Annotated in this window: 11 protein-coding genes; 2 read left to right on the top strand and 9 right to left on the bottom strand. The window is 59.1% G+C overall.

The annotated features are described in order from the left end of the window. Positions 1-35: 35 nt before the first annotated feature. The 7 genes from KQI84_06500 to KQI84_06470 all read right to left on the bottom strand — a co-directional run bounded on the left by KQI84_06500 (position 36) and on the right by KQI84_06470 (position 12671). On the bottom strand, positions 36-4667 hold the full coding sequence (locus KQI84_06500; GenBank protein MCB2154518.1) for a tetratricopeptide repeat protein: 4632 nt from the start codon (positions 4665-4667) through the stop codon (positions 36-38). Between the two features lie 148 nt (positions 4668-4815). Further along, positions 4816-5349 (bottom strand): hypothetical protein, encoded by a 534-nt coding sequence (locus KQI84_06495; protein MCB2154517.1) that lies wholly within the window; start codon positions 5347-5349, stop codon positions 4816-4818. Between the two features lie 42 nt (positions 5350-5391). After that, positions 5392-7215, bottom strand: a complete 1824-nt coding sequence (gene pilM, locus KQI84_06490) for a pilus assembly protein PilM (GenBank protein MCB2154516.1) — start codon at positions 7213-7215, stop codon at positions 5392-5394. Between the two features lie 527 nt (positions 7216-7742). Then, positions 7743-8312 (bottom strand): hypothetical protein, encoded by a 570-nt coding sequence (locus tag KQI84_06485; GenBank protein MCB2154515.1) that lies wholly within the window; start codon positions 8310-8312, stop codon positions 7743-7745. 30 nt (positions 8313-8342) lie between these two features. Further along, positions 8343-8957, bottom strand: a complete 615-nt coding sequence (locus tag KQI84_06480; protein ID MCB2154514.1) for a gliding-motility protein MglA — start codon at positions 8955-8957, stop codon at positions 8343-8345. A 237-nt stretch (positions 8958-9194) separates the two neighbouring features. Further along, positions 9195-10814, bottom strand: a complete 1620-nt coding sequence (locus tag KQI84_06475) for a hypothetical protein (protein ID MCB2154513.1) — start codon at positions 10812-10814, stop codon at positions 9195-9197. Between the two features lie 30 nt (positions 10815-10844). Next, on the bottom strand, positions 10845-12671 hold the full coding sequence (locus tag KQI84_06470; protein ID MCB2154512.1) for a M3 family oligoendopeptidase: 1827 nt from the start codon (positions 12669-12671) through the stop codon (positions 10845-10847). 303 nt (positions 12672-12974) lie between these two features. On the opposite strand from KQI84_06470, the gene rpsT reads away from it, so the two are divergent. After that, positions 12975-13250 carry a 30S ribosomal protein S20 gene (rpsT, locus tag KQI84_06465; protein MCB2154511.1) on the top strand — a complete coding sequence of 92 codons (276 nt, stop codon included), beginning with the start codon at positions 12975-12977 and terminating at the stop codon, positions 13248-13250. Positions 13251-13494: 244 nt separating this feature from the next. After that, entirely contained in the window at positions 13495-14796 is a 1302-nt protein-coding gene (locus KQI84_06460; GenBank protein ID MCB2154510.1) for a response regulator, read from the top strand. A 12-nt stretch (positions 14797-14808) separates the two neighbouring features. Here the strand turns inward: KQI84_06460 and KQI84_06455 are convergent, their stop codons facing one another. After that, positions 14809-15762, bottom strand: a complete 954-nt coding sequence (locus KQI84_06455; GenBank protein ID MCB2154509.1) for an ROK family protein — start codon at positions 15760-15762, stop codon at positions 14809-14811. Beyond that, positions 15759-16136 (bottom strand): hypothetical protein, encoded by a 378-nt coding sequence (locus tag KQI84_06450; protein MCB2154508.1) that lies wholly within the window; start codon positions 16134-16136, stop codon positions 15759-15761. The genes KQI84_06455 and KQI84_06450 overlap by 4 nt, the downstream gene beginning before the upstream one ends. Between the last annotated feature and the right edge of the window lie 123 nt (positions 16137-16259).

The raw sequence follows: 16259 nt of genomic DNA, 5'->3' as shown, positions 1-16259 counted from the left end.
GGGCGCGGATTCAAGGCTAACTGCTGGGCGAGTGGTTAGTCGCGAACAACCGAGCCGGTGAGGAAGACAAGCAGCGTGATGCGGTCGCTGGTCTCCTGGTTGCGGTTGAACAGGATCTTGCCGACCCACGGGATGTCGCGCAGGATGGGCACGCCAGAATCCTGCTTCTGGATGCGCTCGTTGCGCCAGCCACCGAGGACCACCGTGCCTCCGTCGCGGATGCGGGCGATGGTCTCGATTTCCTTCCGGATCGTGCCAATGCCACCGCTCGTGATCGCCGCGGTGTAGATGTCGGAGAAGCCGCCGGTTACATCTTCTTCATTGCCACCGAGTGCATCGGTTAGACTCTGCAATCCAGCAAGGTTCTGATCGAGGTCGACGATTTCGACAGAGATCGGGTCGAGAGTAATATTGCCGGCCTGGGTGACTGTCGGGCTGACCTCGAGCTGCACTGTGTCGATCTGATCGGTATTGTCGTTGTCGTTTGTGGTACCGCCAGTGGTGGTACCTCCGGCTGTCGTTGTGCCGGCGCCTGCGAACTCGCGCGTGATGTCGAAGGTGGCCGTCTCGCCGGTGATCACGGTGATCGACGGCGCGTTGACCACGTTGATCACGCCCTGGGCTTCGAGGGCACTCAGGGTCAGAGAGATGGGCGACTTGCCGTTGTTGATGATCCAACTGGTCACCGTGGCACCCTTCAGCAAGTTGGCGCTACCCGCGGTCTCCAGGAACGGCTCGAACGGGTTCATGAACTCGTCCATGTCCTGGGCAAAGCGACTGCGCACGATGCTGTCGGAGAGCGACACGCCATCGGCCAGGTTGCCAATCGTGAAGTCGGACTTCAACTGCTTGGCCTTGTTCTCGACGACTTCGACGAACTTGATTTCGAGAGAGACCTGCAGTGTCGGAACGTCGAGAGTCTGGATCCAGAACTCGACTTCCTTCAGATCGCTCGCGCTCTGGTACTGCAGCCAAAGGGCATTGAGATTATCGATGGGCTCGATGCTGATGCCCTGATCTTCAGTACGCTCGGGAGCGGGGACCGGCGTCGGAGTCGGTTCATTGCTCGCACTGGACTCACCGCCGGGCACGTACCGAATGGTCAGCTTGGCGCGGCCTTCACCAGGCGTGCCCGAAGGATCAACGTCTTCAGCGACGATTTCAAAGTCCTCGATGAAGTCCGAACGGAACTCGTCGATTGTGACGTCCTGGCTGGTGGTGCCAGTGCGGACGACGAGTTCGACGGAGTCGTCATTATCGTCGGCTTCATCGTTCTCATTGACGCGGGTGACGCGGAAGTAAGCGCCCTGGAACTCAAGCTCGCCTTCCACACGCATTGTCTTGGTGATCGAGTTGCCACCTGTTTCTGAAGCCGTGGTAGCAACGCCGCCGAGGAACGTCTGGATCTGGGTGGAGAGCTCCGAAGCTGTCGCCCAGTTCAAGAAGATGATCTTCGAACGAGACTTCCGTTCGATCTGCGGCAGGCTCTCGATGAACTCCTCGACCATCTGAAGACGGTCCGGATAGTCGGTGATGGTCAACTGCAACGTCGCTTCGTCATACCACAGGCGACGGCCTTCGCGCATGGCCTTGCTGCGACCTTCCTGCGCGTACAGGAGCGTCTCGACGACGATTCTGACGTTCTCGCCGAACTGACGGGCCAGATCGGGGTTCTCCTGGATGTCGAGAATCGGAGTCAGGTTGAATGTCGCCACGCTCAGCTTGTTGCTGTAGATCTGGCGCAGGAACTGGCGATCCTGAAGGATCTCCTCGACCTTGCGAATGTTCTCGGGCGTGTCCTTGATGATCAGCTCGCCGCCCTCGACGATCAGCTTGCGCTCGGGGTTGTAAGGAGCCTGGTCGTCGGCGCGAAGGATCGCTTCCAGCAGCGCCTTCACCTGGGCAGCCTTGTCTTCCTTGATGATGTAGCTCTTGAAGACGAGGCCGACGGTGTCCTGGGACTCCAACTCCGTGATCAACTGACTGAACTTCTCAATATTCTTCGAGGAGTCGGTGATGACGACGACGTTCTGGCGCTGGTCGGTGTAGATTTCCTGGCCTTCAAGGACGGGCTGACCGCCCTCGCCGTAGAGGAGATTCTGCAGCGTACCGCGATCCAGCAGCGAGTCGATGGTCTTCACCTGCTCCGGCGTGACCTTGAAGATCTGCGTGCGCAGGTCCGGGGTGATAACGACAACGTCTTCGCCCGGACGGCGTTCCCACTTCAGACCGATAGGCAGTAGGACGGCATCGAGCACTTCATGAAGTGGCTTGTCGGTGAACGCGGCCTGGATGCGGGCATCCACACCGCCGGCCAGCACGAAATCGATTCCGGAAAGCAGACGAAGGTGATGCAAGAAGTCTGCAAGCGGAGTCGGTTCGAGGGTACTGATCGGAATCTGCGTGTTCATCTTCTCGATGGCTGCGGCTTCGCGCTCCTGGAAGTCGCGCTGAGCCTGACGCTCGGCCATCATCTCGTTGAATGCCTTCTCAGTCTGCTCAAGGTAAACGGCAGGCTGACGATAATCGGGATCGATTTCAAGAGCACCGATCCACTTCTGGCGAGCGTTCTCGAGATTCTCCAGATCCTCCTGGTCGCGCTCGTAGATTCGAACGCCTTCCTCGAACATCTGGCGGGCTTCGGCACGCTGTTCACGCATTTCACGCTCGCGCATGGCGGCCATCGCCCGCTCGCGGTCGTTTTCGACGCTCTTGCGCACGCCCTGAATGGCGGCGGCGCGATCGGGATAGGTCGCTTCGATTTCGGCGAGAGCCGCAAGGGCCTCGTCGTAGTTTTCATTCTCAGCAAGCTTCTGTGCACGGTCCAGAGCCTTATCGAAGGCCTGGGATTGGGCGCGCTTGCGGGACGATTCGAGTTCGCGCTCCATCTTGGCAACTTCGCCTGCATCCACATCCATGGCGCGGGCTTCGTTCAACACTGACTCGGCCTGAGCGAACTCGCCGTCTTTGATCAGATCTTCGGCCTTCTCCAACCGATCGTCGAACATGCGCTGCTTCTCTTCACGAGCCTTCTTGGCGGCAGCCTCTGCAGCCTTGTCGGCAGCGCTTGTCTCGTTCGCGCGAGCGGTCGGGGTCTTCTCCGGGCGAGTCGGCTTGCGCTCGGGCTTCGCGGTCGGCGCCGGGGTGGGTTCGGGAGTCGGCTTCGGTGTCCGGGCGACGGTCGGCTCGGGGGTTGGAGCGGGAGTCGGCTTCGGAGTCTTGACGGCCTGGGCCACTTCGACCGGCTTCGGCGTTGCAACCGGCTTGGCAGCCTTCTTCTCCGCTTCGGCCATGGCCTTGCGTACATCGTTCATGGTCGAAGAGACCTTCTTCGATTCCGGATCCAGCTTCTTGGCTTCTTCCAACTGGCTGAGGGCAGCTTCATAATCGCCGCGCTTCATCAGGCGTTCGGCGCTGGTCACCAGTTCGTCAGCCTTCTCGGACTGGCGTTCGGCGATCGCGTTCTTGGCGCGGGCAATCATCTTGCGCGCGTCGGAATTGCCCTTGTCAATCGCCAGCACGTCTTCGTAGGCAGCGATGGCTTCTTCATACTTGCCGGCATCATAGAGACGCTCAGCCTTGGCAAGTGCACCATCGACCTTCTCGCCGGCGGCATCGGCCTTCATCGCGGCGATGTTCTTCTTCGCCCGATCGATGTACTTCTTGGCTTCGGCGTTGCCGGAGTCGATCTTCAGAACGTCTTCGAACGCGGCGATGGATTCTTCGTACTTGTCGGCTTTGTAGAGGGAGACGGCGCGGTCAAGGGCCTGGTCGATGCGGCGATCGATCGCCTCCATCTTAAACTGCTTCTCGGCTTCGTCGATGTCGCCACGCAGATCGACGACGTCTTTGTTATTCTTGTCGAGGGCGTATGCTTCCTGCACGGCAGTGCGAGCGCGCTCGAAATTGTTCGCTTTCAGTTCCGCCTCGGCCTTTTCCAGGAGAGCGTCGACTTTGTCGGCGACCTTGGCGCTTTCGTACTCGGCCTGTTCCTTCTGAATGTCGGCCCGCAGATCGTTCAAGTCATCCTTGAACGCGGCATTGCCCTGGGAGAGCTCGACCGCCTTTTCGTAGTGCTTAAGGGCGACGTCGAATTTCTTGGCGTCGATGGCCTCTTCGGCCATGTCGATGCGCTCTTCGACGGCATCTTCGAGCCGCTCGGCCTGATACTCGGCACGTTCATCTTTAATATCGGCCAGCAGCTTGGATGCTTTCTTGTTGCCCTGGTCAAGCTCGAGGGCCTGACGGACATAGCGCTCGGCCTGGTCGAAATCGTTGGCCTTCAACGCCTTCTTCGCGTTGGAAAGGGCATCGTCGATCTCGTCCTGGCGCTGCTCGATGCGGAATTCCTTCTCCTCGCGATCGATGCGAGCCTTCAGTTCTTTGATCTTCGAATCTCCCGGCTTCAGCGCCTCGGCCTGTCGAACCAGCTCACGGGCGGCATCGAAGTGCTCTTTCTTGAGCTCTTCCATGGCCGCATCGAGCTTGGCTTCGAGCTGTGCCGCGGGTGGCAACTGGGCCAGCGCCGCTTGGGACGCGGGCCGCTCAGCCTTGCCGCTGGACGTGGACTTCTGGGCGCTGGAACAAGCCAGGCCCGCCGCCAGCAGCGCCACGCAAGCGCCCTGGCCGAGGGTGATCAGAGACCTTTTGGATACGTGCCGACTCATAGGATCTGTCGCTCTCCTGAGATAGGTCGCTCCTGACAACAGTAAGGCTTACAGGAACGCATCCCCCTCCGGTCAGAGGGTGTCAAGCTGACAGTCAGGGGACATTGGGGTCATCAGACCCCGTTTTCAATGCTCCAGCGGGCCGAAATCAGCCCTCGGGAGGTGCTGCTGCGTCGCCGCCTTCCGTGCCCTCGGCTTCGCCTTCGGACGGGGGCGCCAACGCATCTTCAATCCGTTGCTTCAACTCCAACGCCTTCGTGTGATTCGGATTCTGCTGCAGGATGGTGTTCAGACGCTCAAGAGCTCCATCGTAGTCCGAACTCAAGAACATCCGTTCCGCTTCCTGATAGTCCTGGCGAATCTGCCGTTCCTGCTCGGCCTGACTCCGGACCGATTTCAAGTCGAACATATTATTCTGAACGATAATCCGAACATCCGGGTCCTGAGTGATGTCGGTCTGGTCCTGCATCAATTGATCGACGACATTCTCGTATTCGGGGCTCGGGATGGCCTGGTTCCAAGGCTTCAACTGGGTCGGCTCTGGGGGCGGGATCGTCGTGTTCGTCTCACGGAACCAGATGTAGCCGGTCGCGAGCAGGAGCGCAAGAAACAGGACGATCGCGACGCGATCGGCCCGCTTCATCAACTTCTTGCCAAGAAGTATGAGTTTTTCCTTATCCATTCCTTGTGCTCCCACGGCCAGGCCGTGCCACTATACGTGCTCTTACTCTGCTACTTCACCCTGTGGTACGACATCCAGGATGTTAATCTTGTCACTGGTCTGCAGCGAGATCTGGAACCGATACACAGGCTGCTCATAGCGCGCATCACGCGTCGCCTGGACGGCTTCCAGAGTCGGAGCCTGCAGGGGGTTCTGAATCTTTTTACGAAGCGCTTCGGTGAAATCCGCTGCGGAACGCTGCGTCTCGCTCAGGCCGACGATCGTGACCTGCCCCAGACTGCTGAGAGACACGCGATCGAGCAGCACTTCCGGGGGCTTCACCTCGGCCACCTCGGCGAGGAACTTCAGCCAATACTCGCGATCGACGACGCCCTTGTCGAAGGTCTTGTAGAGGCCAGCTATCTCTGTGTGTTGCGCCTGCACCTGGTTGGCCAGCGTATCCTGCTTGCTGCGCTCCTTGATGAGCGTCTCCAGCGATTGGGCTTCCGCCTGGTACTGGCTCGTGTAATTCAAGCCAGCCCGGGAGGCCATCGCAATGATGCCGAGAAGGAGAACCACCATGATGGCGACGCTCTTGTAGGGGAAGTCACGCGTGATCTTGCGATCTTCCGGCAGGAAGTCGACATCGAGACTGCTCATGCCGACGCCCTGGAGCGCCAGACCCATGGCCACCACGTAGGAAGTGATCGGCGTTGAGGGATCTGGCCAAGTCAGGGCTGAATCCTCGGGAGGCTCCTTGAGCGTCTCCGTCGGAAGCGTCAGCTTCTCTTCAATGTACGTATCCATGCCGGGCAGCAATGCCTGGCCGCCGGACAGCACCAGCGAGTCGACAGCCATGCCGTCGGGCTGGGAAATGTAGAAATCGATCGATCGCCGCAGTTCCGAGATCATTCGGTCTGCGCTGTGCGTCGCTGCACTGCAAGCGTCGTGATTGATATTCGGATCTTCTTCGAATTCGAAATCGAAGGTCATCAGGCGCGTCTGATGGCGCTTGATGCGCTCTGCGTCGTGGAAGCTGGAAATCTGGCAAGCCTCCATGACCGAGCGGGTAATCTCGTTGCCAGCCGTCGGAACGGAGCGGGAGAAGCCAAGCAGGGCCTTCTTGCCCTCGCGGGCGATCGCCAGATCCATGGCCGCCGCGCCGATATTGACGTAGCCCTTCACCTCTTCATAGACGAACTCGTCGGCCGACATGTCGTCGTCCATCGGTTCCTCGGCGACGACTTCCTCTTCGGGAGCCTCGGCTTCGCCCTTCTTCTTCTTTGCCTTCTTCGGCTTCTTTTCCTTCTTGGGCTTCGCCTTCTTCTTTGGCGCGAGGATTTCGAGGATCGCCGCGGCAGGCTTCGTAAGGAAAGCCTGTGTGTTGAAGATCGCGAACGAGCTGACCGCGATGAAAATCGGCTTCAGGCCGGTCTTGCCGACAAGCGACATGAAATCCGTCACTTCGTCGTGCCGAACGGCAACAAGCAGAACTTCCACTTCCTTGTCTTCGGGAACGGGGAAGAACTGCCATTGAAGGTCTGTCTTATCGAGCGGGAAGGGGATCTGCTGGCGCGCTTCGTAGGTCACGATGCGCTCAAGGCGCTCCTCGGTCGTCTCCGGCAGGCGGAACCGCCGAATGAAGACTTTCTGTCCGGGAATCGCAAAGACAGCGTTTTTCGTGCTGATCTTGTTCTTGCGGATGAGATCGCGGAGGGTTTTGGCAACAGCGGTCCGGCGCTCCTCGGCAGGAGCGGACGGATCGATATTGGTCTCCATGGACGCGGCCTTAACGACCTTCACGCCCGTGCGGTCAACGGCCAGTTCCACGACCTTGACCGCGCTGGTTCCCAGATCAACACCCAAACACTTTTTCAGCGTCGCCATCTACAGATGAACTTTCGTCGTTCGTGGTGTCCCCTAAACGGGTGGCCCGGGCTGGAGAATCGTCTCGACATGGACATTCGTCCAACAGCGCTTATGGCGCTCTCCCCCAGAGGCTCTCCAGCCTGTCCTGTGAATCGGTTTCCGATGCGGCTTGCGGTCCTTATTGAGGCTGCTCCGTTGACGGGTAAAAAGCCCCCCCAAAGGGGTCAACCACAAACTTGCCAGCGCTCTAAGCAACGGGACTTCGATCCACGACGGAATCCGGTCCGCAATACACGAGCAAAACTCACTCGCGCGGGCCTGCATCCAGTCGGTTGAGCCAAGTTGCCGGAAGGTTTAGGGAGGGTCAATGCGGATTGTGCACTTCAGATGCACTGAATTCGGCTCGCAGCATTCTGGCAAGAAAAGGATTGACCCGCCCGAGAGGGGGTGTTCCGTGCCCCAAAAAAAGCCCCCTGGAAAGGGCCTTTCCAAGGGGCACAAGTGTTGAAAAACCGTGGGAACGGTGGGGATTCAGGATTTCGACGCTAGAACTTATCTTTGAACAGTTCGTCCAGCTTTGTCTCGATGTAGTTGACGGATTCCAGGAGGGTTGCTTCCTGGTCGCGAACTGCGGACTTGTCGGCTTCGATTTCTGGCTCAATTTTGCTCACGAAGGTCCGGGCGGCGGAGCGAATCTGGCCGCTGGTCACGTGCCGGCTGTGGAGCAGGCAGAGGACCAGGCGCTCGCCCAGGAGCACGAAGTGGATCTTGTCGATCTCTGCGCCATAGAATTTGACCGAGACTTCCGGACTGCTGGCGCGGGAGACCATTCGGTTCAGGGCCGCGATCGTCGCGGCGGCCGTCGCCCCCATCGTGGAAGGGTTTATCGGGTGGAAGTCCCCCGCCGAGGCCATAATGCAGCCGGTGCGGTCCAGGACCAGGGCACAGCGCGCCCGGCTGTCCTTCACGAGCTGCTCCAACCCCTCGTGCATGATCTCCAGAACTTCGTTCGACATCGAATAGAACTGGGCGTTTGAGGGCTGCATGCCCATTGCCGCGCCCATTTTGCGAACGCCGGTGCCAGACGACTTATGCGGGGGAGATGGGGGAACCATGGGAGGACAAAAACCTCGTAAGAGTCTTGGTTAGGACTTGAAGGAGCCGTATTGCTGGCTCAGGGTGGCGTTCAGCCGCATGATGACTTCGGCGCAGACCGCACGGAAGGTCTCGACCACGCCCTTGTTCTGGATAGCGATCGCCTCGAAGGATCGGCAGCCGCGGTCGTTGACGACTTCTTCGAATTCCTCGACCGGCGTGATGAAGAACAGATCCCGCTTATTGTACTGAAAAACCAGGGGAATCGTCTCGTAGTCGTAGCCGTACTCGGCGAGCATGGACTTCAGGTCCTCGAGGGAATCGAGGTTGTCCTGAAGGCGCGACTTGTCGCTGTCGGCCACGAAAACAAGGCCATCGACGCCATTGAGCACCATCTTGCGGGTCGAACGGTAGTAGGGCTGACCGGGGACGCCGTAGATCAGGAACTTAGTCTTGAATCCGGCGATTTCTTCAAGATCCATCGAGAAATAGTCAAAGAACAGTGTCCGGTCGCCCTCGGTGTCGATGGACTGCAATTGCGTTCTATTCTCGCCCGGAATCATCCCGTGAATGGCAGCGATATTGGTGGTCTTGCCGCCGAGGCTTGGGCCGACGTAGACGATCTTGCAGTTAATTTCGCGTGTCCGGTAGTTGATAATCGGCATTAGAACCGTGCTTTCTTCTCCAAAGACTTCCATCCCGCTTACAGCTAGCTCCGCCCCTGCAAGCGCCCTGACCAAGTATCCCAGTCCCAGGTTCAGGACTATCAAGCGTCTTGCCGATACCCGGCGGCGGTCAACCGGAATAAGCCCGGGTCGCCCCGGCGCGATAGACCTTCCCGATCACTCCGTCAGTCCATTGATAGGCCATCGGGCAGGGACCGTCAAGCCCCTCGCCGTCGCCTAATACAGCATCCAGCCGCCCCGGACGGCCGGTGGAATCAGGAACAATGCCCGGCCGATAGAGGTCAGCGAGTCGACGTCGGAGGCAAACTCGCCCATCGGCAGCCCCGGGATCGTCTGGTTGGAGAATTGCGGGGAGGACCCGTTCATCAAGGCTGCCGCGAGGCCGATCTGTTCCCCAGCTTCAACGCCGATCGAGGCCGCGGGAATCCGAAGTTCAATTCCTGTCAGCACATTCTCTGCGTCGAGCACCTGGTTCGCGTATCGATTGGTCACGCCGCCGGTGTTCGAGTTATCGATGGCGAAACGGCCGCCTCCGGTGAGGTCGAACGCCGTCTGGCTGCTGAACCCAAGGGTGACGCCCGTGCCGGAGTTCATATCGAAAAGGTGGACTTCGTAAATGCCCCCACTTGTCCGCCGGATGCTCAGAAGATAGTCGGGACGAAGGTCCACATGGAGAAGAATCGGATTAGACGAAAAGTTGAGGTAAGTCGTCCCGTACTGGCCATTGAGGAAGTAGGTTCCGCCGGCCCCTGTGTCCAAGAAGAACGTCACGGCCTCGTCTTCTCCCAGGTTCCCGGCGATTCCGAAGACAATCGAGTCCCCGTCTACATTGACGAAGAGCTGGTCGATTTCGCTGTCATTGTCTCCCCAGTCGGTGGTGTTGGTCTGCAGGTGTCCCTGTCCAAGGAGGTCGGAAAGGTCGCCGTCGATGGTTGGGGTCGACCTTTCTGCGTTGATAACGAACGCTTCGCCGAAACTGGGCTGTCCGGCGTCCTTCCAGGCGGAATACCAGAGATCGGCCAGCATGCGGCCGCCTTCGGAGAGACGATCGACGGTCTGCTCCCCCACTGCTGCGTAGAGAGAATTGTAGTAAACCGTGCCGTAGCTGGAATCCAACGCCGCGGCGACAGTGTCCGCGGCAAGGATCGTCGCGACCATTGGATAGGAGTCCTCCAGCGTATCGAACGCGGCTTCGACGGGATCACTGATATCGCGGAATCCATCGACCAGGGGCGGATTCGAGCGACGTGTTTTCAAGTCGGAGTAGCTAATCTTTCGGGAAACCAAAGACGATTCGTGGCGGCTGTGGATTCCGTAATTCCCGGTCAGCTGGCCGTTGTAGTTCACGGTCGTGTGAAAGGGCTGGTTCAGGTCTGCGACGTAGTGCCCCAGATCGGCAGCCACGCGATAGGCGGCGTTCCAGTTCCTCATGCGGAAGGCGACCACGAGTCCGTCGTAATGGTCCCGGTAGCCATCCCATTGGTTGACCCCGTTATCGCGCCCAAAGACGGCGATGTAATTGTCGAGGTCGCGGGGCATATTGTCGAACGGATACGGATAGGTATCGATCAGCAGATCCGCGTCGCACCAGTGGCGGGGCGATTCGGAGGAGTCGTCGGACTTGATGCTGTCGGGCCGCGTCGAATTGGTGATGAGGAAGTCGCGCCAATCATCAAACGCGTTCCCCGATCCGTCATCGAACATCTCCGCAGGGAGATCGTCGATGGCGGCTTCATTCACATAGCGGTGCCCGTCTCCGCCCCAGGCATTCAAGAAACCAGGAGCAGCCGCCAACAAGAGGGCGGCTGCTCCGATGGTGAGTCGACTTCTCTTCATTGCGCTTCTTTTCTGCGCCCCAATTGTGCGCTACGAGTTCCCAAGCACCTTCGGCACGACCTCTTGGAACTTCGCCAGGTCGGCGCGAATGCCTTCGATGGTTTCCTCCCAGAAGGCGGGGCCCGTCAAGTCTACATCTATCGAACGCTTGGCCACGCCCTCGGAAACATCGCTTCCGGTCAGGCGAAGAAGCTGCTCGTACTTCGGCAGGAAGGACGCGCCTTCCGCCTTGGCCCGGCTGAAGATTCCGCGACTGAAGAAGTAGCCGAATGTGTACGGGAAGTTGTAGAATGTGACGCCTGTGATGTAGAAGTGCAGCTTCGAAGCCCAGAACATCGGATCCATCTCGTCTTCATTCAGGATGTCGCCGAAGGTCTCGCGCTGGGCCTTCAGCATCAGTTCCTTGATGCGCGAGACGCTGAGTTCGCCCTTCTGCCGCTCCTCGTAGAACATCTTCTCAAAGATGTAGCGCATGTGGATGTCGCACATGAAGACGGCGGCGTGGTCGAGCTGCGTGTTGAGCAACTGCGCCTTCATCATGTCGGTGGTGGAGTCGCTGTCGATGATGCCGGAGCACAGAACGCTCTCCGCGAACGTCGAGGCGGTTTCAGCCAGCGTCATCGGATAGGAACGGGCGAACGGGCGAATGTCTCGCATCACCCAGTTGTGGAAGGCGTGACCGAGTTCGTGCGCCAACGTCTGAATGTCGCCCAGCGATCCGCCGTAGGTCATGAACACGCGCGATTCCTTCGTCTTGTAAGACGACGTGCAGAAAGCGCCGGGACGCTTGCCGGGGCGCTTCTCGGACTCCACGCGCTTCTCGTCCAGCATCATCTTCGTGAACTGGGCGAGCTCCGGATAGAAGTCATTGAAGGCGTCGAACACCATCTGCGTGCCCTCTTTCCAGGAGAAGCGACGCGCATCCTTCAGAGGAAGCGGCGCCCCGATGTCCTGGAAGCCGAGCTTGTCGCGTCCGATCAGTTTCGCCTTTGTCCGCAGGTATTCCCACGCCACGTCGCGATTGCGGGAGATGACATCCCACATTTGATCGATGGTCTTCTGCTCGGTTGCGGACTGGAACATGGCGACGTCGAGGAAGTGATCGATGCCGCGCTTCTCGTTCAAGGTGAGACGCCAGCCACCGATGCCGTTCAAACAGGCGGCGGCAACGTGTTCAACGTCCTGCCAGGCCTTGTTGCTGCCCACGAAGGCGGCCTTGCGAACGGCCGGATCGGGATCCTCGAGCAACGAACGGCGCTGGGCCATCGGCACCATCTCCGTGGAGCCGTCGGGCTTCTTCATCTCGAATTCCAGGCGCCCGGCCAGATCGTTATACAGGCGCCCCCAGGCGGACATGCCGTCCACGCTGAGGTCCGCCGCCAGCATTTCGAGCTCCGGATCCATGGTGCGCTTGGCGTCGATACGGCCGCGCTCCATGGAGAATCGGGCTGTCTCCATCGACGGATGCGAGACGAGCTTCTCGAAGGCATCGTCAGTCACGTCGCGCAGGGCGGCCATGATCGGCACGCCGGCCTTGCGGTATTGCGCGCCGATTCGAGACATGCGAGCCTGCTCGCGCTTGTAGTCTTCATTGCGGGAATCAGCGGAGTTCAAGCACCCGATGTAGGAAGCCCAGTGCGAGAAGTTACAGGTGATTTCCTCGTCGCGACAGATCAGTTCCGCCCACTGGTCTGTGTTCTCGGTGGTGATTTCCTTCAGCGCCTGGGCGTCCTTGCCCATCTGGTCGATGTCTTCTTCGAGCTTCTCCACATGGGCCTTGTATTCGGGGCCATCGAACTCGGGGAAATAGGATGTCAGATCCCACTGCACGGTGTCTTGGATTGCTTCTTCTGCCATGTTGGCAATGCCTCCAGTTTATGACTCATTTGTTCTTCCAGCGTACCAAGAGCCAGAAGAGCGCCGAGGTCAACGAGAGAGAGGGAGAATGGGAACTGAGGTCCAGCCAGGCACTGGTTTGACATTCGTCCGGCCTATAGACACGATCATCCCCAGGAATCGCCGAGGAGCAGGGTTTTTCCCTTGACGGGACGCCCCCGGATGGATGCAGATACCCGCCCTGCTGGGTGCAGAAGTGCGTCCCGGCGGCCTGGAACGAAGACCAAATACCTTTTCTGGATGAACTATAAGGAGTCTGTTGACGTGCCGAACAAGAAATCTGCCATGAAGCGAGTCCGCCAGAACGAACGCCGTCGCGAGCACAACCGCGCTCGCCGCTCGGCCATGCGCTCCTCGATCAAGAAGGTCCGCCTGATTCTGGACAGCGAAAACCAGGAGCTGTTGGCTCCGAGCCTGGTCGACGCACAGTCGAAGCTGGGCAAGGCTGCGAAGACCAGCCTCGTCAAGAAGCGCAACGCGTCCCGCCGCGTTTCCCGCCTGATGAAGGCTGCTCACAAGGCTCAGAGCGCAAGTTCCTGACGCTTCCGGCTTGAACCCTGATTGAAGGTTCCAAGCCCCCTTCGCCCACTGCGGCGAAGGGGGCTTTTCGTTGTTTGAAAGCAGCCACCCACAAAGACACTCGTTTATTCCAAACAACTGATGTATAGACCTTCCTGGTTTGCTTGACCCGCCCCCGCGCCATGGAGTGAGCTAAGGTTGACAGCAGTACGCGACCCTCCATTATGGGGAGTGACTACAGCGCACATTGCCAGGGAGTAACGATATGAGTCCCGATAAGTTTCGCGTGATGGTTGTGGACGATGAACCGGACATTCGTTCAATCCTCAACGCCTCCCTGACGCCGGAATTCGAGGTCGTCGAGGCGACCAACGGTCTGGATGCGATGCTGAAGGTCCCGAAGTACGAGCCAGATCTGGCGATCATCGATATCATGATGCCGCTGATGGACGGGCTGGAGCTCTCGCGCAAGATCCGCGAGAAGCCCGGCTACCAGGACATGCCAATCATCGCACTGTCGGCGTTGGATTCCAAAGAAGACATCAAGAAGGGCTATGGTTCCGGTGCGAATCTGTATCTCACGAAGCCCTTCGATCCGGAACGCGTTGCGAAGAATGTCCGGATGTCGCTGGAGTCGCGCCCCGTCCGGCACAAGACGTTGACCATTGCCGAGATCCGCGAGAAAGAAGAGAAGAGCGCCCGCGATCTGGAGCGCGCCCGTGCGCGCAAGGCGCTGGAGGATTCGCGGCGAGAGGAGGAAGAGGAGCGCGAAGTCAAGCTGCTGCAGGAAGTTTCGGCACCGCTCCCCGTTCCCGAAGCCGAGGAGAAGAAGACTCCGCCGTCCAGCCATGTTGAGCACATTTCAGAGGCGAAGGTTCCCAAGGTAAAGGATCCCTCCGGCAGGCTGCTGAAGTCCTATTCCGAGCGCCGCAACACGCCGGCTCCGGAGGATGAGGATGATAGTCCATTGCCGTTTGCAATTCCCAGGGAAGGCAACGGTCTGATCAAGGCTCCAACAGCGGCACCCGTGGTACCGCGAGTCTTGCTGGTTGATGACGACGCCGACTTCCTTCTCATGATTCGCACGGCACTCGAGGACATTTATGAAGTCGTGACGGCGCACAATGGTTTCGATGCGTTGAACAAGATTCCGGACACGGAACCCGACATCTACATCATCGATGGCATGATGCCGAAAATGAGTGGCTATCAGTTGATCGATCTGCTGCACCAGTCGATGGACACGCACACCAAGCCCATCATCTTTGCCTCGGCAAAGAGCAGCCCCCGCGATCGCCGGATGGTCTTCGAAAAAGGTGTGACGCATTACCTGGTCAAGCCGTTCGAGACGGAGAAACTGCTGGACGCGCTAAACGAGGTCTCGACCGCTCCGGGCTTCCAGGTCGCCGAAAAGAAGAAGACAATCAAAGAGATTCTATACGAAGAAGGCCTGCGACGCGAACGCGAGGAACACAGCGAACGACGCAAGAATCGCTGGAAGACCTACGGCGACATCCAGAAGTGGCTGACCGACCACAAGAATGAGAATCCGTTCGAGAAGGAATAGGCGGCGAGCGCTCTATCCGATCGAATTCAATGCATGCTGCGTGGCGCCCAGAACGGCGTCCGCTTCTGGCGAGAAGACAATTTCCAACCGCAAGCCAGTCGAATTCAGGCATTCCTCGAACCGACGGCGGTAATTCGCCGCGTGGACGAGGTTTCCTCCCCACAGCCCAATCTGAACGGGCTTCGATTCGTCATGGAACAGGCGATCGTAGACCGGCTTGACGAGCCCGGCCAGCGCAGCCGCCTGCTTGTCGAGAATGCTCGCGGCGGCTTCATCACCATCCTCATCCGCAGCCATCACAAAACGCGAGAGCGCAGCGACCGAAGCCTTGCCGGCAGTTTCGCGATAGAGCCATGTGAGGATATCGCGCGGCTCGGAAAGCTCGAGATGGTCCAGGATTGTCTTGCTCAGGCTGGTCTTGGGACCGCGGCCATCCAACTCTTTCAGAATGGCACGGAGTGCTGACAGGCCGATCTGATACCCCGCACCTTCGTCGGCCAGCAAATGCCCCCAGCCGCCGCAGCGGGTCGAGTCGCCCGTGTGCTCGTTGTAGCCGATGCAGATGGATCCTGTTCCGGCAATGACGAGCATTCCATGAAGTCGTCCGAGCAATGCGACCATCGCGATGACCGCATCGTTTACGACGATCAGTCGACAATCATCCGGAACGGCCGGGCGAATGAGCTCTTCGATGTGCTCGCGCTCAGCGTCGGAATCGCAACCGGCCATTCCCAGGCAGATAGCAGCGATCTCCGCGGGCGAAATTCCCGCCCGCTGGCAAAGGGACTCCACGAGCGTCGTCAGAACATCGCGAACCACGTCCGCGGACGCTGCGTGGGGATTGCTCGATGGGAAAAGCTCCCGCGCGAGGAGATTCCCCTCCGAATCCATGATCGCGCCAAGAGTCTTGGTTCCGCCGCCATCGACGCCAATCACCAGGCGACGAGAAGTTTGAGGATTGCTCATCGGCGGACGTTGATGTTCGCCATCGGACGGACTTTGCCGTCTGGCTCCAAATTGAACGCGACCTTGCCCAGGTAACGGGGCTCGAGTTGCAGATCCACGGTTTCGGTCCAGTTGTTCCCGTCCGCATCGAGGTAATCGATGTAGAACTTCTCGGCGGATTCGATCTGGATTTGCTGGGTCTGAGACTCGCCCGGCGGGATCAGGCCGAAGGTCGTCGATTGGGTCCCGTACTCAACAATAATGTCGGAGACGTACTGGCCGCTGTTGTTGGCGACGGTGATGTCGAACTTCCCGGCACCTCCGCCGCAGCCGGTGATGGCCACGGAGGACAGAATGAGCAGCGCCAAGGCAAACAGAGAAGAGAATCGTTTCATCGTACCCCTGCAATTCGGTAACTTGAGAGTGAAGGCCGGCTGTTCCCGCCGACAGGTTCACTAGCTAATGGAGTGCCCGGCCGAGCGCAAGCGGGGATCGGAGCCTTGCAGACGAATGACTTG

This window comes from bacterium (assembly GCA_020444065.1).
Lineage (GTDB): Bacteria > Sumerlaeota > Sumerlaeia > SLMS01 > JAHLLQ01 > JAHLLQ01.
The sequence above is the reverse complement of the archived record's forward strand: the minus strand, read 5'-3'. Positions and strand labels throughout refer to the sequence as shown.